This is a genomic window from Pseudomonas sp. MDT1-16 (genome assembly GCF_054898115.1).
In genome coordinates this window covers 1,450,318-1,473,039 of sequence record NZ_CM142717.1, presented here as the reverse complement: position 1 = coordinate 1,473,039, position 22,722 = coordinate 1,450,318, and the positions used below count along the sequence as shown (strand labels likewise).

The window sequence follows — 22,722 nt, the reverse complement described above, 5'->3', positions numbered from 1 at the left end:
ATGCCTGACTTACAAGGAAGTACGTCTGAACTGTCGCAAGCCGACAATAAAGGTCGTCATTACGCGTTCATCGAGAGCCGGATTCACCCCACATTCAAGAACACTCCGTTGCGAAGCCTCAGAGAGCTGGCCCTAACGAAAACAACGCCTGCGCCATGGATCAAGACAGCCACGGACCGCGATCACGCGCACTTGCAAAATGCCAACCTCGAGCTCTGGTCCTCTCGCAACAAGATCGACCGTTTCCTCGACACGTTGCAAAACGTTTACCCGTTCGCCGAGCCGTTACTTACCGACGCGCTGAAGAAACAATTCGGTGTTGAGGTCGATGTAAAAACTACCTACTTGCATCTTTATTTACCCAAAAAAAATCCTTGGTACCTCATCGATTCGAACGACGGGTTCGTCACGCGAACCGTATCGCTGCTCGATGCCGCGCTGCACAACTTCGCCCGAAACGAAACGTGTGAACCGGACTCGGAATTCATCAGCCAGCCCGATTCCCGTGGGCACTTCACCGTGTTGCCGATCAAACGCAAGATGTCTATCCCCGGGTTTCAGAATTTGTGCCGCGAACTGGACATCGGCGCGCACTACAGCCAATACCTGGAAGAACAGCTGCGACCCCGGGATGGCGTTGCGCAGTATGTGTTGCAGCGCTGGATCACTGATACCGAAAAAGCGGCTTTCAAGGCGGCGGCTCAACAGGCGGTAATGACCGGAGATATCGACTTCGGCGCCCGCGTCCTGATCCTCAACATGCTCGACGGCCAGCGCAAGCTGCTGCGTAACGGCAGGGCAATGCAATTCGCTGAACTGTACATTCTGGACAGCCGGCTGACAGGCATCGTGCTGATCGCCCCGGATCTGGAGCAGCATCGCGGTGTCGTGCCCGTCATCGCTTACGTGCCGCAAGACCCGGAGCATCCGCTCAAGGAATACCCCTCGACCAGCGCTTTCATGAACGAACTGACCCGACAGCTGCGCGACAATGCCGTCATCTCTTCCTCCGGCATGAGCTATCGCCAGTACTTCAGCCGGTTCGTTGATCAGACGCAACGAGGGCATTTTTTCGGCGAGCTGCAACAACGCCTGTTCGAGGTGAAATGGCATGACAGAGCAACCACGGACCCGCTACCGAACTGGAGGGAAGTCCCGAAAAACGCTGTCAATCTGCAATTCAGCGCAACGCCGATCAGAGGCGATCTTTGTGAACACCTGTACCAGGCAAAACTGAACAAAATTCTCAACGACGCCCAGCACATTGCCGTGTCAACTGCCGATACCGACCGCAATGCACGTTGGGCGTGGTGGGACAACTTCAAGAAAATAGTCTCGGACATCTTCAATGTGGCGTTGCTGGTCGTCACACCGTTCGTCCCCGGCGTGGGGGAATTGATGATGGTGTACACCGCGTATCAGATCACCAGCGACGTTATCGAAGGTATTGTCGACCTGGCCGAAGGGCTGCGGATTGAAGCCGCCGAGCATGTCGTCGGCGTGGTCACGGACATCGTTCAACTGGCCCTGTTTGCCGCAGGCGCGAAGATCGGCGACCTCGCTCGCCTGAAACTGTCGCCGCTAGTCGAAGGCATGAAACCGGTGAAACGGGCCAACGGTGAACGACGGCTGTGGCATCCCGACCTTAAAGCTTACGAACTATCAGGTCTAACCTTGGCGACCGACTCCAGGCCTGACGAACTCGGCCTGCATGCCCACGAAGGGCAAACAATTCTGCCGCTGGATGACAAACATTTCGCCGTGCACAAAGACGCACAAACCGACGGTTACCGCGTCACCCATCCGCAACGTCCGAATGCCTACAGGCCCGAGTTGCAACACAACGGCCTCGGCGCCTGGACCCACGAAGCGGAGAACCCGCGGACCTGGGATAGGCTGACACTGTTGCGGCGTCTGGGCCACAGTGTCGATGCCTTCAGCGACGCTGAGCTGGAAAACGCGCGCATCATCAGCGGCACTGAAGAGGGCGCGTTGCGCAAGATGTACGTCGACCACACGGCCCCACCGCCGCTTCTGGAAGACAGCATTGAACGCCTGGAAATCCAGCGGCTGATCGGCGAAACCATTCAACGGATTCGAACAGGTCAGGCGCTCGATCCCTCCTCCTACTGGTTCGAGCCGATGGCGACTTACCTGGATGGCTGGCCTGCGGACAAAGCAATCAAGGTTTATCAGAATGCTGATCTGACAGGGCCTTTGCGCCAGTACGGCAATGCCACCGCAACCGGCGAGCAAACCCTGTCCACCAGCCTTTCTCACATTTTGAGCGAGCAGTTCGCGCAAAGCCTGGTCGACTTTCTCGGTGCCCCGCAGATCGAGGCTTTGCTCGGTGGGCCATTGCCCCAAACCGAACAGGTGCAAGCCCTGCGCAATCGTCTGGCTGGTGAAGCACAACGCCGTTATGCAGATGTCTTCAATTACCTGTATCAAGGCGCACAGGCCACCGTCGATCCTCACGTCCGGCTGATTCGCGAAGCCTTTCCCGAGTTGCCCACCCGTGCGGTCACAACCCTGTTGAGCAATGCAAAAGGTGCTGACCTCGAGCGCATGGCCCAGGAGCATCGACTGCCGTTGAGCATCAAAAGCCGCGCCCGCGAAGCCGCATTCGAGGCACGAACGAACCATGCCTACGCCGGGTTCGAGGACGCCGTGCAGTGGGTTCCGGAAACGGAAAACCTGATTTTGAACGCGCTGAGACTGCATTCCGATACCTTCCTTGAGCTACGGATCGAAGTGCGTGATGCCTCAGACATCGGGCCGCTGCGGTGCAGTGTCGGTTCCCAGGAAGCGTCGACGGTCCGCGTGCTGATCCGGGATGAAAGGGGCCGGTATGAAATAAGGGATGGCGACAATCGCCCACTCAGTCAAGCGCAGGACTTTTACGAAGCGATCCTCCAGGCCTTGCCCGCGGAAAAACGGGCGCAATTGGGCTACCGGCCAGGCCAGGGCAATTTTTTGAAGCAATGGGTGATGGCCAAGACCGATACACCCGCCGAGCGTCGTACCGCGCTGGCCGAGCCGCCGATCCGCACGATCCCGGTATTCGAAGACATGCTGTTGTTGCGCGGCCCGACCTTGTCCAGATCGGCGACCACGCTCACCGAACGGGTGGAGGATTTGTATCCGCATTTCAGCGAGCGCGAGACTCAGACTTTTGTCCGCTCCCTCGGCCCGGAGGAGCAAGGGCACGAGACTTTGACACGACTGGAACGCGAGCTGGATGACCTCAAGGTGCTGCTCAACCAGTGGCGATTCCAGCAACCTGAAGGCTGGGGGCCGGGTAGCCAGTCCTTTCGCGACAAGGGCGGACTGCACATTTTCGATCGACTGATCGAGTGTTTCCAGCGACAGGCGACGGTCTTCGGCGAGCGCAGTATCACTGCCGAGGGCGGGTATGCGCTGGACCTGTCCAACGAAATACTCCCCGTCAACCTTGAGCGGTGGTGGAGTAAGCTGCCGAATCTCAAACCGTACCTCGATCAGATCGACACCCTGAATCTGGACCGCACACGTTTTTCCGCAAAGGCTTCCGGCCTGCTCAAGAACTTCCCGCATCTACGGCAGCTGAGTGCCAGGGCCTGTGAGTTGAAACAACTGCCCGAAGGCATCGGCCAGATGCACTTCCTTCGAACCCTGCGCCTGATCGACAACCAAATCACGTTGACAGCAGCGGATGTCGAGCGCCTGAAAAATCTGACCCGCATGGAAACCATCAGGCTCGATGACAATCCGCCGTTGGGCCTGCTTCCGAACGTTGAACGCATGCCCAGGCTGAAAGTGCTGTGCTTGAGCAACACGGGCGCCACCACATGGCCCCAGGGCGTCCTCGGGCTCGGGTCATTCAACAAGCCTCGGCCCCGGGGGTTTTTTCTGGATTTGCAGCAAAACCCGATCAGTGAAATCCCGACCGTGGTGCCGGGCTCCCACGATGCCTTGATCGTGGCGCGTACCCGCGTGCATCAATGGGATCTCTCTGACACCAATAAGGTTATGTTCCAGGAATATCGGCGCTCAGTCGGCCTTTCGCCTGAGCAAGCCTATGCCCAGGGGGCATTGGACACGATCGCCCAATGGCCCATGAAGGACGACTCCGAATGGTGGAGTAACAACGTCTCCGGGTTGGGCACCTTTAGGGAAGAAGCCTGGCACGATCTGATGAGCGAGCCTGGCTCCGAAGGCTTTTTTGAGCTGATCCAGAAACAAGCACTCGGCGCCGATTACCGGACCGGCGGTGAAAGGCGCGACCAGCTCAGCAATAGGGTCTGGCGGATGATCGAGGCCATTGACCTGGACACCGGGTTGCGCAAGGACCTGTTTGAAATGGCGACGGCGCCCACCACCTGCGCCGATGCCGGTGCGCAGGTGTTCAACCACATGGGCATCAAGGTGCTGGTGTCCGAAGCCTATGCCTTCTCGACGTCGACCGAGGACCTTGAAAAAAGCTTGGCCACCCTGGCAAAAGGCGCCGCTCGCCTCGCACGGGTGGAAGACATCGCACGCGCAGATTTCGCCAGTCGCGAAGGCAATCCTGATGAAGTGGAGGTATTTCTCGCCTATGAAACCGGCCTCGCCCGACGCCTCGGTTTACCCTGGCAGTCGGAGTCGATGTTGTTCCGCCCGATAGCGGGCGTCAGCGGCAAAACCCTCGATACGGCCTTCGACACGGTGATGTCGATGGAAGCCGGCGATGGCTTGATCAATGACATGATCGAGCAGCCGTTCTGGGAAAAATACCTGCGTGATACTTATCCAAACGAGTTCACGCGTAACACCCGGCTGTACGAAAACAAGACTGACCTGCTGGATCAGTTGCGCGAAAGCCAACAGGCCTGGATCAGCGCCAAGGGAGAGCCGACAGCGCACAGACAAAACCTCAAACGGCATCTTCAAAACCTGGCCAGGCAACTGGATATCGCCGACAGTAGCGTGCTCGTCGATCAAGCGATGAGCGATGAGGTTTATGGCCAATTGCTGAACGACATTGGCTATCAGGAAAAGCAGCTGAGCAGGCGGCTGACGCGCGAGGCACTGCAAAAGTCCTCGTCATAAGGTTCAAACGCAAACACCCCTGATGCCTGTGCATCAGGGGTACCCGCTGATGCAGACATTCATGCCCCCGGTGTTTTGGCGCTGAACATCAGCACGACGCTGCCGCTGTAATCCCCCGGCCGGTAGCCACCTTCCGGTTTCACGGGGGCAATTTCGAGCAACACCCGAGCGCCCGCCGCCGCTTCAGCCTGTGACACCACCTCCTGCACATTAATGTCGGAACGCAATACGACGCCATTGAAGCTGACCTGTAACGGGATGTCCTCGCTGGGCCTGCCGTTCGACAGATACGGGAGTGTTTCCATACGTGCCTGAATGGCGCTGGAAGCATGCCGCACATCGAAATATTTGCGCACGCTGCTCAGTTCTTCGGCGACGGGATTCCATTCGAGTTCCTGGGGCTGATGTAACCAGCCGGGCTCCGTTGGCAAGATGTAAAAGGCACGGGTAGGGACTTCCAGAGATACCCAAAAGATCTGCGATTCACGAGCCGCCTCGGCCAGTGAACTCGTTAGCCCGCTGACCGCCACCAACGCGGCGACAACACATTGCTTGATCATGTTTCATTACCTGTTGCGTCAATGGAAAGCAGATTATTGGTGAATGCCTGTCAGCTCAGCGGCTGGTGATTTTCTGCGTTTTTTTGCTGTCGCCTTCAATCAGGAAAAAACGGTACTCGCGGCCTTTTTCCTTGTCGAAACCGAACGTCTTGCCGGCCATTACATGGTGCTTGGTGGTTGCACCGCAATCGGCTTCCTCGGTCAATGAGCAGCTTTTGAATTCATCGACGATCACTACTGTGTTGCCGTTGTTGCGCAGTTCGTAGCGGCTGTCGGTTTCGTTGACGGCGGTCTCGAAACGGGCGTCCTTGGGCCGCACGAAAAAGATCGTGCCGAACCCGGTCATCAGGTTGACCCCGGCCGACAGGCTCTTTTTGTAGTCTTCGCGCTCGTCCTGGGTCACCACAAAGTCATCTTCCTTTTCTGGCACCACCGGCACGAAGCGCACCCGAAAGTAACGCTCGCGGTCACGTTCGCCCATGTACAGCAAGCGCGTGCCCTGCATGCCCTGGGCCGGCACGATCAGCCGTGCCGGGCTGGCCATCACGCCGTTGCGCGAGGCGCCATCGGCGGCGTTTTCGACCGGAATTTCCCGGGTTGTGCCGTCGGCGTCATAGACAATTTCCAGCACATTGACCTTGACGAAAGCGGTGGCGTCGCCGCTGTTGAACACCCGTTTCAAGTAAGTACTTTTGTCCGCATCCAGATAGTCATACACAGTGCCGACATTGATTTGCGGCCCGGCCTGCACAACGCTGCAAAACAGGCTGAGCGCCCACAGTAAGAACACACGATTCATCGTCTTCAATCCTGTAAAAATTAAATTGATCAGCACTGGCAACTCAGACTTCCGAATCCCAGATGATGGTGATGGCGGTGGAAAGCGAAGCGCTCGTGCCTGGCTGCAGCAACTGCTCGATCGACTCGCGGGGGATTTCGAAAAGCAGCGTACCGACCTGGCGATCCACATACTGACTCGGCTGGAATGGCTCGCTCCAGACGTTGTGCAGTAACCGGAAGCGACTCACCGGACTCCCGTTGGAAGTGATTCCGGCAGGCAGCGTCATGTCGGTTGTCACCTTCGTGTAATTTCCCCCTCCATACATTCGGCAGTGGTCTCTAGCGTTCGAATCGCCGCAAACCATCATCACCTTGAAGCGCGACGAGGCAGAGATGTAGAAGATCTGTTCGCGGAATATTCTGTCGGGCTTGCGGCCACCGTCGATCCACTGCTGCCAACCGCCCTCTGGTTCAAGCGAGACCTTGTTGCCGCCCGGCGGCACATCGATTTTCAGGGTGTGTTGTACGTCCAGTACGAAGTCCAGGGTCAGCACGTTGTCATCCGCAAACATCAATGGCCCAAACGTAAAATCGCCCTGTGGGCCGAGCGTGTAGGTCAACGACCCGGTGTACAGCCCGGATGACATGCCCAGAGGATTGGGTGTGCGCAATTCATAGGCGATATCCATGGTGTCGAACGAAATCGACGGAATGTGGAACTGAGTGGTCTTTGTACAAAGCTCTTCCTGCGGTGTTTTCCAGAAAAAACGGAACCGGTCAGCGGTGTAAGACCCCACGCCGCTGTATTGGCATGGCGGCGATGCATTAACCCAAAGACCTTCCCTCCACAGCTGCTCATGACCTTTGAGCGCGCTGGTTTCCCCGGTCAACTCGGCGGCAGGGTGACTCAGAACGTATTGGGAGCCCAGGCCGATGATGCGCACCTCGACGGTTTCCGTTTCCAGGGTTTGGGCATTGGTGACGGTCAGCTTTCGCCAATTGGCCGGCGCCCGCAACTGGAGAACTTCGCCTGGGTTCATGGCCCGCTGAGAATTGAACCGGACCGGGATCTGGATGCTGAACATGCCGTTATCGGTGCATTGCGCTGGATAAAGCGCGCAATACCCGGTGTTCGGCGTTTTGTTGATGAACACATTTTTGTTCGGCTGCGCAGGATCCGGCTGAAACAACGCCTGGATCTCCTGACTCGCCGCCTGCGCCGAGGGGGCGCTCAGCGCCGCCAACAGCCCCAGGAACCACAAACACTTTTGCATTATTTGATTCCACCTTTGCATTGCATGGCCCCTCACGGCGCCTCGGCACTGAAAATCAGCTGCACCGCTCCGTAGTAGCTTCCCGGTTGGAAACCTCCGACGGGCACCTTGGGCTGGATCTCCAGCGCAAAACGCCCCCCCATCATCGCCTCGGTAGCCGACACCACTCTGCGGGGCGGCGACTCATGGCTGAGTAGCTGGCCGTTGAAACTGACCTGCAAAGAGATGTTCTGCTCGTCATTGCCGTTTGACAGATACGGCTCGCTTTCCAACCGGGCCTGGATGGCGCTGGTGTCATGCTTGACGTCGAAATTCTTGCGTAACCCGCCCAACGTTGCGGTGTTCAGATTCCACGGCAACACTTGATCGCGGTGAATCCAGTCGGGCTCGCTCGGTATCACATAAAAACTCGGTGTCGGAATCTCCACCAGGACTTCGAAGGTATGTTCTTCACGCGTCGCGAACGCCGACGCACTCATCAACATCAGAATGCCCGTGCCCAGGGCCAGGGATGTTTGCCTGCTCATTTGAGGATCCTCCATACGCGGCCCATCACACTTCCGAATCCCAAACCACCACCACGCTGCCCGAATAACGCTTGGGCGCTGTTGGGCTGAAAATCGGATCGAACGCCTCCAGTTCGAAATGCAACTTGCCCGGTTTTCGCTCTACAAACTGGCTGGCCTGGAGCATGACGGGGCTTGCGACGGTGCTCAGTTCCCGGTGCTCGACCGGTTTGCCGTACACATCGGTTACTCCATGCGGCATGGTCACGCTGACCTTCAACGGGGCGAATATGAGGCTGTCGGCATCGCTTACACTGCAGCCCGTTCCGAGGATTGAAGAACACTCCAGATACATCTTGAATCGAGACGAGGCGGAAAGAGTGAAGGTCTGGTCGCGAAACAATCGCACCGGCTTGCGTCCGGCCTGCAGCCAGCTTTGCCAGCCCCCGGCGGGCACGAGCAGAACCTTGTCGCCGCCCGGGGGAATGTCGACTTTCAGCACGTGCTGCACATCCAGCACAAAGTCCAGGGTCAGGATGTTGTCATTCGGCTGCATCAACGGCCCGAAGTCGAAATCCGCACCCGTGCCTATGGAGTAGGAAAACGAGCCGGTAAACACCCCGGAAGACATCCCCAAAGGATTGGGGGTACGTAGCTCATAGGCAAAATCGAACGTGTTGAAGTAAATCGACGGAATCGTGAAAGCAGCCACCTTGGTGCAGGGCGCCTCCACGGGGGCCTTCCAGAAAAATCGATAACTTCTGGGGGCATAGCTCGCTACACCACTGTACTGACAAGGGGATGGCGGATAAACCCAGCCATTACTGGTCCACAGCTTGTCATGGGCCTTGGTTATTACCGGCTCTCCGGTCAGCGTGGTGACGGATTCACTCAGAATGAACATGGAACCAATGCCGATAATGCGTACTTCAACGGTTTCTGTTTCATGAGTTTCGCTGTTAGTCACCGTCAGCTGTCGCCAGTTGGCCGGTACCTTCAACGCAATAGATTCGCCAGGCTCAATGGCGCGCCGGGAATCGAAACGCACAGGCAGTTGAATACTAAACATGCTGTGTTGAACACATTGCTCTGGATAGGTCGCGCAATAACCACTGTTCGGCGTCTTGTTGATAAAAACATTTTTGCCCGGCTGCGACGGATCCGGCGCGAATGACGCTTTGATCTCCTGATTGATGGCCGCTGCTGGAGGCCCTGCCAACGACAGGCACAGCCCCAGCCCCAGCCAATCGGTGAACCGTTTCATGCTCAACCCGCCTTTTGTTCGGTGGTCGCGACATCGGCCAGGGTGTCCGGCGTGCAGCGCAGGTCCCCAATCATCAACACGTTGTTTTCACTGCGGTGACGGTTCGCATCGAGGCGGAACTGGCAGCGCAACTGGTTGCCCTGGCGCACTTCCAGGGTCGGCGAGCCGGCGTTCATTTCCATCGAGAAGAAGCCGTCAACTTCCGTCACCCCGCGACTGGCGTGGTTGATCACGTGGTGGCCCTTGAGCGGCTGCCCTTGCGAGTCGACCAGTCGACCGAGCACGGTCAGGGTTTTCATCACGCGGATCTTGCGGTACTCGACACCGCCCTTGTTCAGGTGATAACGGGTGCGTGCCGGCTCGATGGTGGCGGCAGGCACGTTGTTGCCTTCGAAGTCGAAACTCACCGAGCTGTTCTGGTAGGCGGTGATCGGGATGAAATTGCGCCCCGGCCGCAGTGCAGCACTGCCGCCGCTGTAATCGTCCGCGCGCAGTGCGATGTCATCAATGTCCGATTCCACGTCGACAATCAGCCCGGCACCGCGCATTTCATGCTGGCTGGTCAACACCATTTTTTCCCCGCCCACAACCAGGGTGCTGTCCACGTTCAGGCCGCCGGTGAAGTTGCCGTTGTAGGAGGAACGCTGGATAAAGCCATCGCCATTGATTGCGTCGGTGCGAAAGTTGGCCAGGCTGGACACGCCGACGCCGTAAGTATCAGTGAGCGCGGTCACCGAGACGTTCTGCAGCACGTGATCCTTCAAGTCCTTGCGCCAGCCGATGGAGGCGTTGTTGTCGCGGCCGCCGTCGCGGTCGGTGCGCGAGCCGATGCTGCCGGTAATCTGCTGACCCGGCGCGCCCAGCGCGACATTGATGCTCAAATCGACGCCGCGATTGCGCGCATCGCCGCTGCTGAAGCTGCCCGGCCGATCGAACAGCGACAAGCGCCAGTTGGCATCGCTGCCGAACAGCACGGTGCGCTGGTTCCAGCCCAGGTCCAGGCCGACGCCCTCGGTGTTACCTTCGCTGTGGGATACGCGGGCGTTGATCGAGGTTTTGCTGCTGATCCGATGATTGAGCGCCAGGGATGAGTTGCTGGTCTCGCCGACGAAGACATTGCGTTGCCGTACCCGCGTGCCGTCCGGCAGGGTGTCGTAAATATGGGTGGTGTCGAGCCAGCTGCGGTTGTGGCTGACGACCAGGCTGCCGGCGCCATAGTTGTAGAGGCTTTGCAGGTCCAGGCCGGTGCCATGATCCTGCGTCTGGTAAACGTTGGCGTACAGGCTGATCTGGTTGGCCAGCGTCCAGTCGATGGAGGTGCCGTACTGCATTTTTTCGCGAATCTGCCGCGCCGACGCGCCGACAATCACCCGTGGGTGCATCAAGTAATTGACCGAGGCCCCCGCCGTCGCACTGCCGCTGGCCTGTTGATCCCAGTTGCTGAGCAGTTTGCTTTCTTCACCGGCAAACAGGTTGTAGCGCCAGCGCTCGTCGAGGTTGCGCCAGTTGTTGGGCTTGTACACCAACTCACGGGTGGTCGAGGTGATCTGGCCGTCTTCGATCAGGCGCACTTCCACTTCATAGATCCCGCCTGCCAGCGGTCGGGTGTCGAGCGTCTGCAAACCGGCGGGCACCGACTGAGTGTTGATCAACAGGCCATCGCGATAGATCTCCACCGAGCCTTGGCGATTGGCCGTGACATAGATCGGATAGACACTCGGCATGGGACTGTTGATCGCCAGGCTGTCGGAGCTGCCGTACATGACGCCGACTGCCGTGTCGGGGCTGGTGCCAAACGTGCGCGGTTGGCGGGTCAGCCCTTCGGAATTGGGGGTGAAATAGCCCAGGCGCAGGAAACTGCCTTGCAGCTCGCGCTGGGTGTAAAGCTCGTGCACCGCGTGGTAAAGCTTGTCGTCCGGGCCGCCGAGGCGGGCCATTTGCATGTTGAACGCCTGGCTCCAGTTGCCCAGGCTGCCACTGGCCTCAAGGCCGAAGCGTCCGCCCAGATCCTGTTGTTGACCGCCGTTGAGATTGAGCTGGTTGCGCACCATCAGGCCGCTGCTGCCGCCCTCGGGTTGCTCGAAATAACGCTTAGCCTCCACGTTGCGCTCAGCGTTTTCGGTGAGGATCGAAACCAGCGAGTTTTCCAGGTTGTAATGCACGGCCAGCACCTGATCGGGGCAGGAACCGGTGCACGTGCCCAGCGGCACGCCAGGTTTCAGAAAGCTGGCCCACTTTTCCCGCTCGGCCGGGCCGTAACGGTTTTCGCTGGTGTCGGTGAATTCGAGGAGGGTGATGCGATCATCACGGGACAACACCACCATGGCCTCCCCCAGCGGCTGCTGATCGAGTTCGACCCGAACAGCCAGAGGCACATCAAAAAAATGCTCCTCGAAATCCGCCGGCAAACCCTTGGCCTGCGCCAACAAACTTCGCGGTGTCGTACCGGCGAAAACAGGAGCCGCCATTGCGCTGGCACAAAACAACAGCGCAAGCGCGGCCGCGATGGGTGTCATCGGGAACATGAACTCTTACTCTGATTACGAACACGTTGGAGTCCGGCAGACAAGCCGTGCAGGTTGTCCGCCGGGTAACGCTACTTATAGAAGTTAGCGCTTAGTGCCTGATCGTTCGATCAAGGGGTGACAGCATCGAAGATCATTGCCACGGCACCGGTGTAATCGCCCGGTTCGAAGGTAGCCCCCAACGCCTTGATATTGAGTGGTGCGCGGAAGTTCACGTCGGACTCAGCCTCACCCACGACCATTTGCGGTGTCGTGGTCAGGACCTTGTTGTTGAACGAGACTTGCAGATCAATCGCTGTGGCACCAGAAATCAGCTTCGGCAGACTTTCCAGGCTGGCGTGAACCGAACCGTTGTTGTTGCGCACGTCGAAGAAGCCGTTGACTTCGCCCATCTTACCGGTGGTCGGCAGATAGCTCATGTCCTGGTCCTTGTTGACCAGGTCAGGGTCAGTCGGCACCACGTAGAAGCCGTTGGTGGGTACGTGGGCGATGAGGCTGATGGAGTGACGAGCTTCGCCCGCGCCGAAAGCCATGGAGGAACCCAGTGCCAGAACAGCCAATGGAGCAGCAATCGCGAATTTCTTGAACATCGTTCAGTACCTGTTTTTTAGAAGAGGATCGGTTCATTGAAAGTTCAAACAACGCATACCGGTGACGGGTTGTGTTGATGTGAACTTTCAACGCCGGGGCATGATCGACTGTTCGTTCTGGAATGTAAGCAGGCAACTTCCTATGATCACGTAGTTAAATAACCCCATGACCGGAAAGAAAAAAGAACAAAAAATCAAAATACAAAATAGCAGCTGTAAGTTCCGCCCTACATACAGATTTAACTAAAAAACCATACAGCAGTTCCCACTAGGCACCATGGGACTTTTTAGGTTTTAGAACTTGAACTCAATTAAAAAATAGAGCAATGACTTTAATTTATCGAGCCATCCCCTATAAATAGAATTTGCCTGGCGTATGCGTAAATTTCCATGGTTCGAAGCAACCTACCACTCGTCGACTGAAAGACGAGTCCCACAAAAAGGTCTTGCCCACGCCTTAAGATATATCTTAAGTTGTATCTAAACACGACAGAGGTCAGAAAAATGAGAGACCCTCATGCCCCCCACCGCGAGCACGGCGACGGTCGCGACGGCTTCGAGAAACGCCCCGGCCGGGAACGCGGCGGTCGCGGCCCCCGTGTCTTCGCCCCTGGCGATCTGAAATTGCTGCTGCTGGCGCTGATCGCCGAGCAGCCGTGCCACGGCTATGACCTGATCCGCCAGATCGAAAGCATGTTCGACGGCGCCTACAGCCCCAGCCCCGGCGTGATCTACCCGACCCTGACCTTTCTTGAAGAAAGCGAAATGATTCTGGGCGACGCCGAGGGCGGCAAAAAACGCTACAGCATCACCGACGCCGGACGTCTGTCGTTGACCGATCAGGCCATTGCGCTGGACGGCGTGCGAATGCGCATCGAGGTCAGCAAGCGGTCATTGCGCGGCCATGATCGTCCAGCCGAGATCCACGAGGCTGTGCACAACTTGCGTCACGCCTTGCAGATGCATCACGGCCGCTGGAGCCCGGAAGAAATCCTGCGGGTGCGCGACCTGCTCAACAACACCGCCAAAGCCATCGTCGATGGCCCTGTCGTTCAACCCGTTCAGGAGCAAGCCGAATGAATGAAGTGATCGTGCAATCCATTCACCGTGTCATGCATGAAATCAAACGCCGTCGTCTGGAAGTGTTGCGGGTGGTCGACCTGACGCCGCGCATGCGCCGCCTCACGCTGGGCGGTCCTGAACTGGCCGGCTTCATCAGCCTCGGTACGGACGACCACGTCAAACTGCTGTTCCCGCAAAACGCGGCGGAACAGGCAGCGCTGGAAACCCTGGTGCTCGGTGCCGGTAAAGACAACGGCCCGATGCCGGCGATGCGTGACTACACGCCGCGCCGTTACGACCTGAACACGCTGGAACTGGACATCGACTTCGTACTGCACGGCGACGGCCCTGCCTCGACGTGGGCAGAGCAGGCCAAGCCCGGCCAGTTCCTGCACATCGGCGGGCCACGCGGCTCGATGATCGTGCCGGACATGTTCGACAGCTACTTGCTGATCGGCGACGAAACCGCCCTGCCCGCCATCGCCCGTCGTCTCGAAGGCCTTGCCGCGAATCGTCGTGCACTGGTGATTGTTGAAGTGGAAAACGGCGCCGAGCAGCAACGTCTGGAAAGCGCCGCGCAGGTCAATGTGATCTGGGTACTGCGCGAGGGTGGCAAGGACAACCTGCTGACGACGGTGAAGCAGCTGCAAGTGCCGAGCGGCAATCTGTATGCGTGGGTGGCGACCGAGAGCAAAGTGTCGCGGCAGATACGCCGGGTGTTGCTGGAGGTGCATGGTTTGAATGAGCAATTCGTCAAAGCCGTGGGTTACTGGCGGCTGGATGACAGCGACGAAGAATGACCGCAGCTTTTGTGCCTGCCAGGTTTCCTGTGGTGAGGGGGCTCCTGTGTTCATTTTGGGGCGCGCCATCTATCAAGAGCGATCAATAACAACGCGATCACTATAAACCCCACCAATACCCCCCCCGCATTCACAAACACCTGTGGATAACCCAGCGTGCCGACGTCAATGAACGGATAGGGATAAACCGCCAACTCGTGCCCACGCAGCAGCGAATAGGCGAAGTACACCAATGGATAGATCACCCACACAGCGATATGCCGCAGTCGCAACGTGCCTTTCGGCACACAGAACCACCAATAAGCCAGAAACAGCAGTGGCATGACGTCATGCATCAGTTCATCGGCCAGCCATTGCCAGCCTTGCGGATGCCATAAATGGCGCAACAACACGTTGTATGCCAGGCCGACCACGGCGATGCTCACGGCAATCCCGCTACTCACCCACGACTGCAAGAACCAGCGTCGCGCTGCCGACTCGCGGGACGTCAGTTCACAGGTCAGCACGGTCGCCACCAGCGTATTGGTCAGCACAGTGAAATAGCTGAAGAAGCTGACCAGTCCACCCAGCAGACTGGCCGCCAGGGTCCAGCGTGAGTAGAAAATCAGGTACAGCTGAATGGCCAGACCGGTCCAGCCCAGCACAGCCGCCACGGCAACAACACGACGCCTCACGGCAGAACCTGGCGTCGGTGGGTTGACCATATTCAGACCGGGCGCTTGGTGCGCATCAACTTCACGTACAAGTGCTCGACCTTCTCCCGTGCCCACGGGGTTTTGCGCAGGAATGTCAGGCTCGACTTGATGCTCGGGTCACTCTTGAAGCAGCGGATGTCGATGCGCTCGGCCAACCCCGACCATTCGTAGTGTTCAACCAGCGCGTTGAGGATTTGCTCCAGCGTCACGCCGTGCAGTGGGTTGTTGTTCTGTTCGGTCATGCCGGGCCTTCAAGCGTAGAAAGGGTAAAGAAGCCGCGCACCTTAGCCGAGGGCTTCGTTGGTGGAAAGCGATCTGTGTGCTGTCCGTTAAATGTAGGTGAACCCTCAAAGATCGCCTCCCGGCACTGTTACCGAATACGAAAGAATTCATCTCGTTAAAAGCGCTTTCTCTATTTGTAACAGGACATTATCCTTGCGCCCGTCAAGCTGAAACGCTTCCGCTGCCCGCGTCATATCGCCGCTTCAGTTCACTTCCCAGAAAAAGACCCAGAATTACTTCTCCTATGCCTTATTTTCAAACTCCGCGAGACAGCGCTGTCTGCAACGCTATTGCTCGGCGAAAAGCCCTGAACCTGATCGGCGGATTCACCGCGTTGGGCCTCGCCACCTGCACCCAGGCGGCCCTGGCCTTTGATAGCGAGAGCTTGCTCGCGAAGAGGCCATCACAGCCAACATTGATATTGCCTGACCCACCGCTATCGCGAGCTAGCTCGCTCCCACAGGGAATGCGGCGTCCGCACACTTTCAACTGAACCCTGCCCGCACAGGATCGTCATCTACAGTGAACTTGCGCGGGCTATTTAAAACGTCACGGAGAACCACACTATGAGCACTGATGGTGCTTTGAGTCGAAGCCGTCTGCTGCCGAGCCTGCTCGGTATCCTGCTTCTGCTAATGGGCCTGGCCATGCTGGCCGGGGGGATCAAGCTGAGCATGCTCGGCGGCTCGCTGTATTACCTACTGGCCGGTATCGGCCTGGCGCTGACCGGCGTGTTGATGATCTTGGCACGCCGCGCTGCGCTGGGCCTTTACGCGGCGGTGCTGTTCGCCAGCACCGTTTGGGCCTTGTGGGAAGTCGGCCTCGATTGGTGGCAACTGGTGCCGCGTCTGGCGATGTTGTTTGCGCTGGGCATCGTCATGCTGCTGCCGTGGTTCCGCCATCCGCTGCTGATTACCGGCCCTGCGCCGATGGGCACCGGCGCACTGAGCGTCGCCGTGGTGCTGGCCGCCGTTGCTGCGCTGGCCAGCCAATTCACCAACCCCGGTGAAATCAAAGGCCAACTGGACCGCGACAGCGTGCCGGGCATGACCAACACCGCCCCGGCCATGCCCGACGGTGACTGGAACTCCTACGGCCGCAGTGCGCACGGCGATCGTTACTCGCCACTGGCGCAGATCACGCCGCAAAACGTCAACAAACTGGTACCAGCCTGGACCTACCGCACCGGTGACATCCCGGGCCCTAACGACCCAGGCGAAACCACTGCCGAAAACACTCCGCTGAAAGTCAACGGCATGCTTTACGTCTGCACGCCGCACAGCCAGGTGATCGCGCTGGACCCGGACACCGGCAAGGAACTCTGGCGTTTCGATCCGAAGCTCTCCACGCAAAACGCGGCGAACTTCAAGGGCTGGGCGCACATGACTTGTCGTGGCGTGACCTATCACGATGACGCCGCTTACGCGTCCGAGCAGAGCCCGACAGGCACCGCCAGCCCTGCTCCGGTCAGCAACGTCTGCCCGCGCCGGATCTTCCTGCCGACTGCCGACACCCGTCTGATCGCCCTGAACGCCGACACCGGCAAGATGTGCGAAGACTTCGGTAACGGTGGTCAGGTCGACCTGAGCGCCAACATCGGCGGCTTTAACGCCGGCGGTTACTACTCCACCTCGCCTCCTGCAGTCACCAAAGACCTGGTGGTAATTGGCGGCCACGTCACCGACAACGTTTCCATCGACGAGCCAAGCGGCGTGATTCGCGCGTTCGACGTGCACACCGGCAAACTGGTGTGGAACTGGGACAGCGGCAACCCGGACGACACCACGCCGATTGCCGAAGGCAAGGTCTACACCCGCAACTCACCGAACATGTGGTCCATGTTCGCCGTGGACGAAAAACTCGGCATGCTTTACCTGCCGATGGGCAACCAGACCCCGGACCAGTTCGGTGGCGCGCGTACCCCTGAATCAGAGCTGCACGCCGCCGGCCTGACCGCGCTGGACATCGGCACCGGCAAGGTGCGCTGGCACTTCCAGCTCACCCACCACGACCTGTGGGACATGGATATCGGCGGCCAGCCAACCCTGATGGACCTGAAAACCGCAGACGGCGTGAAGCCAGCGGTACTCGTGTCGACCAAGCAAGGCAGCATCTACGTGCTGGACCGCAGCACCGGCCAGGCGATCGTGCCGATCAACGAAGTGCCAGTGCCGCAAGGCGCGGTCGCCGGTGATCACACCTCGCCGACCCAACCGAAATCCGACCTCAACCTCATGCCGCCGCCGTTGAAAGAACGCGACATGTGGGGCGTGACTCCGTTCGACCAACTGATCTGCCGGATCGACTTCAAATCCCTGCGTTACGACGGCCCGTTCACCCCACCATCGTTGCAAGGTTCGATCGTGTATCCAGGCAACTTCGGCGTGTTCGACTGGGGCGGTATCTCGGTTGACCCGGTGCGTCAGATTGCTTTCATGAACCCGGACTACATGGCGTTCAAATCGAAACTGATCCCGGCCGCCGAAATCGCCGCCCAAGGCCCGCGTAAAAGCGAAACCGAAGGCGTGCAGCCAAACAAAGGCGCGCCCTACGGCGTCGTCCTCGAACCCCTGCTCTCGCCAATGGGCCTGCCATGCCAGGCGCCAGCATGGGGCTACGTGGCTGCGATCGACCTGACCACCAGCAAAATCATCTGGAAACACAAGAACGGCACCGTGCGCGACAGCTCACCGGTTCCGATCCCGCTGAGCATGGGCGTGCCTAGCCTGGGCGGCACCTTCACCACCGCCGGTGGCGTTGGCTTCCTGAGCGGCACCCTCGACCAGTACCTGCGCGCCTACGACGTGAAAAACGGCAAGCAGCTGTGGGAAGGCCGCCTGCCAGCCGGCGCACAAACCACGCCGATGACCTACACCGGCAAGGACGGCAAGCAATACGTGCTCGTCGTTGCGGGTGGTCATGGTTCGCTGGGCACCAAGCAGGGTGACTATGTGATTGCGTACAAACTGTCCGAGTAAGTTTTAGCGGCGGTTAAAGGAAAGGCGACTCCTGTGAGGGGGTCGCCCTTTTTTTGTGGCCGCTGGATTTCCCGCCACACCACGCGTCCCCTGTGGGAGCGAGCTTGCTCGCGAATGCGGTATATCAGGCAGCATTGATGTTGAATGTTAAACAGCCTTCGTCGGAACGCCGCCCGGAGCAAGCTCGCTCCCACAATGAAGCGGCATACACCCACCGCCCTCCACCACTCAACAGGCCGAGCGTTAGCTCGCCTGCAGCTCTTGATCTTGATCCACCCGCCCCTTCGGGAGGCTGAGTGGAGGCGTTCATCTGGGGGTAGGCGCGTAGCGCCGTTCGACGCAGTCGAACACATCGAGAGGAGGTCGAAGCGAAGCCGACCGGAGGCGATGCCCCCAGATGAATGCCGGAGCGAAGGAACGCCGAGCCTAGGCGAGGGGCCGGACGCTCGGGGCAAGACCTTTGGTTCCTTTGGGGCGTTTGCCAAAGGGACTCGTCGTAAGGACGAAACCGCCAGCCGCCGTTACCGCAGGAACGGATATGTACACCGTCAACAGGAACATGGTCGGCCCAAAGGCCGCCAAGTCAAAAGCACCTGTCCAAACCCTGAACACACACCAGAAATATCCCCCGCCATTGAAACCACCCCCCACCCGCCCCATCTAACACCCATACCCAATTGCGCAGGTGCCCCATGAGCGACCAGCAAGAATTCCCCGAAGACCCGAGCGAATACGCCGACCCAGAGAACGCCGAACACCACTCCACCGGCAAAGACCTCGCCCTGCCAGGCCAGAACCTGCCGGACAAGGTCTACATCATCCCGATCCACAACCGCCCGTTCTTCCCGGCCCAAGTGCTGCCGGTCATCGTCAATGAAGAACCGTGGGCTGAAACCCTCGATCTGGTGAGCAAATCCGATCACCACTCCCTGGCCCTGTTCTACATGGACACGCCCCAGGAAGATCCGCGTCATTTCGACACCTCGGTCCTGCCGCTCTACGGCACCCTGGTCAAGGTGCATCACGCCAGTCGCGAAAACGGCAAACTGCAATTCGTCGCCCAAGGCCTGACTCGCGTACGCATTCGCAGTTGGCTCAAACACCATCGCCCGCCGTATCTGGTCGAAGTCGAATACCCGCACCAGCCCACCGAGCCGACCGACGAGGTCAAGGCCTACGGCATGGCGCTGATCAACGCGATCAAAGAATTGCTGCCGCTCAACCCGCTGTACAGCGAAGAGCTGAAGAATTACCTCAACCGCTTCAGCCCCAACGACCCGTCGCCGCTGACCGACTTTGCTGCGGCCCTGACCTCGGCCACCGGCAACGATCTGCAAGAAGTGCTCGACTGTGTGCCGATGCTCAAGCGCATGGAAAAAGTGCTGCCGATGCTGCGCAAGGAAGTTGAAGTCGCGCGCCTGCAAAAAGAAATTTCCGCCGAAGTTAACCGTAAGATCGGCGAGCATCAGCGCGAGTTCTTCCTCAAGGAACAACTCAAGGTCATTCAGCAAGAGCTGGGGCTGACCAAGGACGACCGCAGCGCCGACATCGAGCAATTCGAGCAGCGCCTGGAAGGCAAGGTCCTGCCGGCTCAGGCGCAAAAACGCATCGAAGAGGAAATGAACAAGCTGTCGATCCTCGAGACCGGTTCGCCGGAGTACGCGGTCACCCGCAACTACCTCGACTGGGCGACATCGGTGCCGTGGGGCGTGTTCGGCGAGGACAAACTCGACCTCAAGCACGCACGCAAAGTGTTGGACAAACACCATGCTGGCCTCGACGACATCAAGGAACGCATCCTCGAGTTCCTCGCGGTCGGTGCCTACAAAGGCGAGATCAGCGGCTCCATTGTGCTGTTGGTCGGTCCACCGGGCGTGGGTAAAACCAGTGTCGGCAAATCCATCGCCGAATCCCTCGGCAGGCCGTTCTACCGCTTCAGCCTCGGTGGCATGCGCGATGAAGCCGAGATCAAGGGTCACCGCCGCACCTACATCGGTGCGCAACCGGGCAAACTCGTGCAGGCGTTGAAAGACGTCGAAGTGATGAACCCGGTGATCATGCTCGACGAGATCGACAAAATGGGCCAGAGCTACCAGGGCGACCCGGCCTCGGCGCTGCTGGAAACCCTCGACCCGGAACAGAACGTCGAATTCCTCGACCACTACCTGGACTTGCGTCTGGACCTGTCGAAAGTGCTGTTCATCTGCACCGCCAACACCCTGGATTCGATTCCCGGCCCATTATTGGACCGGATGGAAGTGATTCGCCTGTCGGGTTACATCACCGAAGAAAAAATCGCCATCGCCAAGCGTCATCTGTGGCCGAAGCAACTGGAAAAGGCCGGCGTATCGAAAGGTAGCCTGGCCATCAGCGACACCGCGTTAAAAGCCTTGATCGACGGTTACGCCCGTGAAGCCGGCGTGCGGCAGCTGGAAAAACAGCTGGGCAAACTGGTGCGCAAGGCCGTCGTGAAATTGATCGACGAGCCAAAAGCGGTGATCAAAATCGGCCCGAAAGACCTCGAAGCCTCACTCGGCCATCCGGTATTCCGCAACGAGCAGGTACTGTCCGGCACCGGTGTCATCACCGGCCTGGCCTGGACCAGCATGGGTGGCGCGACCCTGCCGATCGAAGCCACGCGGATTCACACACTCAACCGGGGCTTCAAACTCACCGGGCAATTGGGCGACGTGATGAAAGAGTCGGCGGAAATTGCCTACAGCTACGTCAGTTCCAATCTGAAGTCGTTTGGCGGTGACCCGAAGTTCTTCGACGAAGCCTTCGTTCACTTGCACGTACCGGAAGGCGCCACCCCGAAAGACGGCCCGAGCGCTGGCGTGACCATGGCCAGCGCCCTGCTGTCGCTCGCACGTAATCAGGCGCCGAAAAAAGGCGTGGCGATGACCGGTGAGCTGACGCTGACCGGGCATGTACTACCGATTGGCGGCGTGCGCGAGAAGGTGATTGCAGCGCGGCGGCAGAAAATTTTTGAGTTGATCCTGCCAGAGCCAAACCGTGGAAGCTTTGAAGAGTTGCCGGATTATCTGAAGGAAGGGATTACCGTGCACTTCGCCAAACGCTTTGCGGATGTGGCGAAGATATTGTTCTGACGGCCTAACCTGATCGTTCCCACGTCGAGGCGTCGAACCGTCCGCGTGGGAACGATCTCTCCTCCTCGTCACAATTTGTCTCATCTTCAGTTATGCTCGCCGTTCGTCGTGAATGCCGGAGCCACTGACCTTATGTCCCCCACCCGCCTGTTTGTCCCGCTCGCCCTCTCTTTGCTGACCGCTTGCGCCACGCAACCGAAACAGAACGTGACCGTGGAAAAACAAAGCGACTGCCCGGTGAAACTGCACAGCGGGCAGAACCTGATCCTGACCCTGCCAAGCAACCCGACCACGGGTTACCGCTGGGCAATTCAGGATTCGGCCGGTGGCGTATTGCGCGCGCTCAGCCCCGAGGTTTACAGCAACCCGGAAGATGCAGGGGTCGTCGGCAGCGCCGGGATCTCGACCTGGCGCTTTCAGTCCTTCACCGCTGGCACGGGCCGTTTGCGCCTGACCTACTCACAGCCATGGGCACCGGAAATACCGGCGGTGGAAAGCTTCGACTGCGCCATCTCGGTTAACTGATCGTGGGCTGGCTGATTCTGGCGCTGATGGGCGCGGTGACCTTTCTCTACGGCGTGAGCGTGCACGCCACTCTGCTCTGCCTGCTGGTCAAACCGCTGCCAGTATTGGCGCTGCTCGGTTGGTTGCACGACGCACCGCCCAGCGAGTATCGACGCTGGATCAGCCTAGGACTGATTTTTTCCCTGCTCGGCGATGTGTTGCTGGCGTGGCCGGGGGATTTGTTTGTATTTGGGCTCGGGGCGTTTCTGGTCGCGCACCTCGCCTACCTGAAAGCCTATCTGAGCGATTGCCGCCGCTTGGCTTTATTGCCGCTGATCCTTGCTCTCGGCGTTGGTGCAGTGCTGCTGGGGATGCTGATTTCCAGTGGTCTCGGCCCGCTGCTGGTGCCGGTGATCCTCTACGGCACGGCGATCAGCGCCATGCTCTGGCGCGCCCTCGCTCGCCTCGGCAACAATGTGCCCAAGCGTTCGGCGTTACTGGCAGCCGCCGGTGCGCTGGGTTTTGTATTTTCCGACAGCGTGATCGGCATCGACCGCTTCGTCTCACCGTTCCACGCCGCGCCTTACGTCATCATCCTCAGCTATTGGTTGGGACAATGGGGTATTGCAGCCTCGGCATTTAACACAAGTGCTCAACTTAGCCGGATCTCATAACCATAAAACCCGCAACCTATATCATAACGTTATAAAAACCTGTCAGAT

General features: G+C 58.8%; 16 protein-coding genes and 1 pseudogene. 8 read left to right on the top strand and 9 right to left on the bottom strand.

All coding sequences use genetic code 11. The features are described from left to right. Window positions 1-5,070, top strand: coding sequence for an NEL-type E3 ubiquitin ligase domain-containing protein (locus tag ACYZT3_RS06565; protein ID WP_462031746.1), 5,070 nt, complete (start codon window positions 1-3; stop codon window positions 5,068-5,070). A gap of 59 nt (window positions 5,071-5,129) precedes the next feature. On the opposite strand, the gene ACYZT3_RS06560 is transcribed toward ACYZT3_RS06565, so the two are convergent. The 7 genes from ACYZT3_RS06560 to ACYZT3_RS06530 form a co-directional block, all read right to left on the bottom strand. Beyond that, complete coding sequence (locus ACYZT3_RS06560) at window positions 5,130-5,630, bottom strand: CS1 type fimbrial major subunit (protein WP_462031745.1); 501 nt, start codon at window positions 5,628-5,630, stop codon at window positions 5,130-5,132. 55 nt (window positions 5,631-5,685) lie between these two features. Beyond that, entirely contained in the window at window positions 5,686-6,429 is a 744-nt protein-coding gene (locus tag ACYZT3_RS06555; RefSeq protein WP_462031744.1) for a molecular chaperone, read from the bottom strand. A 43-nt stretch (window positions 6,430-6,472) separates the two neighbouring features. Further along, window positions 6,473-7,654 (bottom strand): hypothetical protein, encoded by a 1,182-nt coding sequence (locus ACYZT3_RS06550; RefSeq protein ID WP_462031743.1) that lies wholly within the window; start codon window positions 7,652-7,654, stop codon window positions 6,473-6,475. Window positions 7,655-7,716: 62 nt separating this feature from the next. Continuing rightward, window positions 7,717-8,211 (bottom strand): CS1 type fimbrial major subunit, encoded by a 495-nt coding sequence (locus ACYZT3_RS06545; RefSeq protein WP_282375296.1) that lies wholly within the window; start codon window positions 8,209-8,211, stop codon window positions 7,717-7,719. Window positions 8,212-8,236: 25 nt separating this feature from the next. Then, window positions 8,237-9,454, bottom strand: a complete 1,218-nt coding sequence (locus ACYZT3_RS06540) for a hypothetical protein (RefSeq protein ID WP_462031742.1) — start codon at window positions 9,452-9,454, stop codon at window positions 8,237-8,239. A gap of 2 nt (window positions 9,455-9,456) precedes the next feature. Further along, a complete protein-coding gene (locus ACYZT3_RS06535; protein ID WP_282375294.1) occupies window positions 9,457-11,979 on the bottom strand; it encodes a CS1-pili formation C-terminal domain-containing protein in 2,523 nt (840 codons plus the stop codon). Between the two features lie 110 nt (window positions 11,980-12,089). Further along, on the bottom strand, window positions 12,090-12,569 hold the full coding sequence (locus ACYZT3_RS06530) for a CS1 type fimbrial major subunit (RefSeq protein ID WP_462031741.1): 480 nt from the start codon (window positions 12,567-12,569) through the stop codon (window positions 12,090-12,092). Window positions 12,570-13,073: 504 nt separating this feature from the next. Between ACYZT3_RS06530 and ACYZT3_RS06525 the strand changes: the two genes are divergently transcribed. Beyond that, complete coding sequence (locus ACYZT3_RS06525; RefSeq protein WP_282375292.1) at window positions 13,074-13,649, top strand: PadR family transcriptional regulator; 576 nt, start codon at window positions 13,074-13,076, stop codon at window positions 13,647-13,649. Beyond that, on the top strand, window positions 13,646-14,431 hold the full coding sequence (locus ACYZT3_RS06520; RefSeq protein WP_462031740.1) for a siderophore-interacting protein: 786 nt from the start codon (window positions 13,646-13,648) through the stop codon (window positions 14,429-14,431). The genes ACYZT3_RS06525 and ACYZT3_RS06520 overlap by 4 nt, the downstream gene beginning before the upstream one ends. A 50-nt stretch (window positions 14,432-14,481) precedes the next feature. Here ACYZT3_RS06520 and ACYZT3_RS06515 read toward each other — a convergent pair whose 3' ends face one another. Beyond that, the gene (locus ACYZT3_RS06515; protein WP_282375290.1) at window positions 14,482-15,135 is read right to left on the bottom strand and encodes a Pr6Pr family membrane protein; all 654 of its coding nucleotides are present in this window, start codon (window positions 15,133-15,135) and stop codon (window positions 14,482-14,484) included. 2 nt (window positions 15,136-15,137) lie between these two features. Then, a complete protein-coding gene (locus ACYZT3_RS06510; RefSeq protein WP_282375289.1) occupies window positions 15,138-15,368 on the bottom strand; it encodes a VF530 family protein in 231 nt (76 codons plus the stop codon). Between the two features lie 284 nt (window positions 15,369-15,652). Between ACYZT3_RS06510 and ACYZT3_RS06505 the strand changes: the two are divergent. From ACYZT3_RS06505 to ACYZT3_RS06485, 5 genes and pseudogenes are all read left to right on the top strand, one after another. After that, a pseudogene (locus tag ACYZT3_RS06505) lies at window positions 15,653-15,793 on the top strand (porin); the annotation flags it as partial. A gap of 181 nt (window positions 15,794-15,974) precedes the next feature. Further along, a complete protein-coding gene (locus ACYZT3_RS06500; RefSeq protein ID WP_282375288.1) occupies window positions 15,975-18,386 on the top strand; it encodes a glucose/quinate/shikimate family membrane-bound PQQ-dependent dehydrogenase in 2,412 nt (803 codons plus the stop codon). Window positions 18,387-19,078: 692 nt separating this feature from the next. Further along, window positions 19,079-21,496, top strand: a complete 2,418-nt coding sequence (gene lon, locus ACYZT3_RS06495; RefSeq protein WP_282375287.1) for an endopeptidase La — start codon at window positions 19,079-19,081, stop codon at window positions 21,494-21,496. 132 nt (window positions 21,497-21,628) lie between these two features. Further along, a complete protein-coding gene (locus tag ACYZT3_RS06490; protein ID WP_282375286.1) occupies window positions 21,629-22,021 on the top strand; it encodes a protease inhibitor I42 family protein in 393 nt (130 codons plus the stop codon). A 2-nt stretch (window positions 22,022-22,023) separates the two neighbouring features. Continuing rightward, entirely contained in the window at window positions 22,024-22,674 is a 651-nt protein-coding gene (locus tag ACYZT3_RS06485; RefSeq protein ID WP_462031739.1) for a lysoplasmalogenase, read from the top strand. The last annotated feature ends 48 nt before the right edge of the window (window positions 22,675-22,722 follow it).

Bases quoted from the DNA above. Each gene is read 5' to 3' on its own strand.
- ACYZT3_RS06530 (WP_462031741.1), bottom strand. From the start codon at position 12,569: ATGTTCAAGAAATTCGCGATTGCTGCTCCATTGGCTGTTCTGGCACTG.
- ACYZT3_RS06520 (WP_462031740.1), top strand. From the start codon at position 13,646: ATGAATGAAGTGATCGTGCAATCCATTCACCGTGTCATGCATGAAATC.
- ACYZT3_RS06525 (WP_282375292.1), top strand. From the start codon at position 13,074: ATGAGAGACCCTCATGCCCCCCACCGCGAGCACGGCGACGGTCGCGAC.
- ACYZT3_RS06490 (WP_282375286.1), top strand. From the start codon at position 21,629: ATGTCCCCCACCCGCCTGTTTGTCCCGCTCGCCCTCTCTTTGCTGACC.
- ACYZT3_RS06535 (WP_282375294.1), bottom strand. From the start codon at position 11,979: ATGTTCCCGATGACACCCATCGCGGCCGCGCTTGCGCTGTTGTTTTGT.
- ACYZT3_RS06500 (WP_282375288.1), top strand. From the start codon at position 15,975: ATGAGCACTGATGGTGCTTTGAGTCGAAGCCGTCTGCTGCCGAGCCTG.
- ACYZT3_RS06510 (WP_282375289.1), bottom strand. From the start codon at position 15,368: ATGACCGAACAGAACAACAACCCACTGCACGGCGTGACGCTGGAGCAA.
- ACYZT3_RS06560 (WP_462031745.1), bottom strand. From the start codon at position 5,630: ATGATCAAGCAATGTGTTGTCGCCGCGTTGGTGGCGGTCAGCGGGCTA.
- ACYZT3_RS06565 (WP_462031746.1), top strand. From the start codon at position 1: ATGCCTGACTTACAAGGAAGTACGTCTGAACTGTCGCAAGCCGACAAT.
- ACYZT3_RS06540 (WP_462031742.1), bottom strand. From the start codon at position 9,454: ATGAAACGGTTCACCGATTGGCTGGGGCTGGGGCTGTGCCTGTCGTTG.
- ACYZT3_RS06545 (WP_282375296.1), bottom strand. From the start codon at position 8,211: ATGAGCAGGCAAACATCCCTGGCCCTGGGCACGGGCATTCTGATGTTG.
- lon (WP_282375287.1), top strand. From the start codon at position 19,079: ATGAGCGACCAGCAAGAATTCCCCGAAGACCCGAGCGAATACGCCGAC.
- ACYZT3_RS06555 (WP_462031744.1), bottom strand. From the start codon at position 6,429: ATGAATCGTGTGTTCTTACTGTGGGCGCTCAGCCTGTTTTGCAGCGTT.
- ACYZT3_RS06515 (WP_282375290.1), bottom strand. From the start codon at position 15,135: ATGGTCAACCCACCGACGCCAGGTTCTGCCGTGAGGCGTCGTGTTGTT.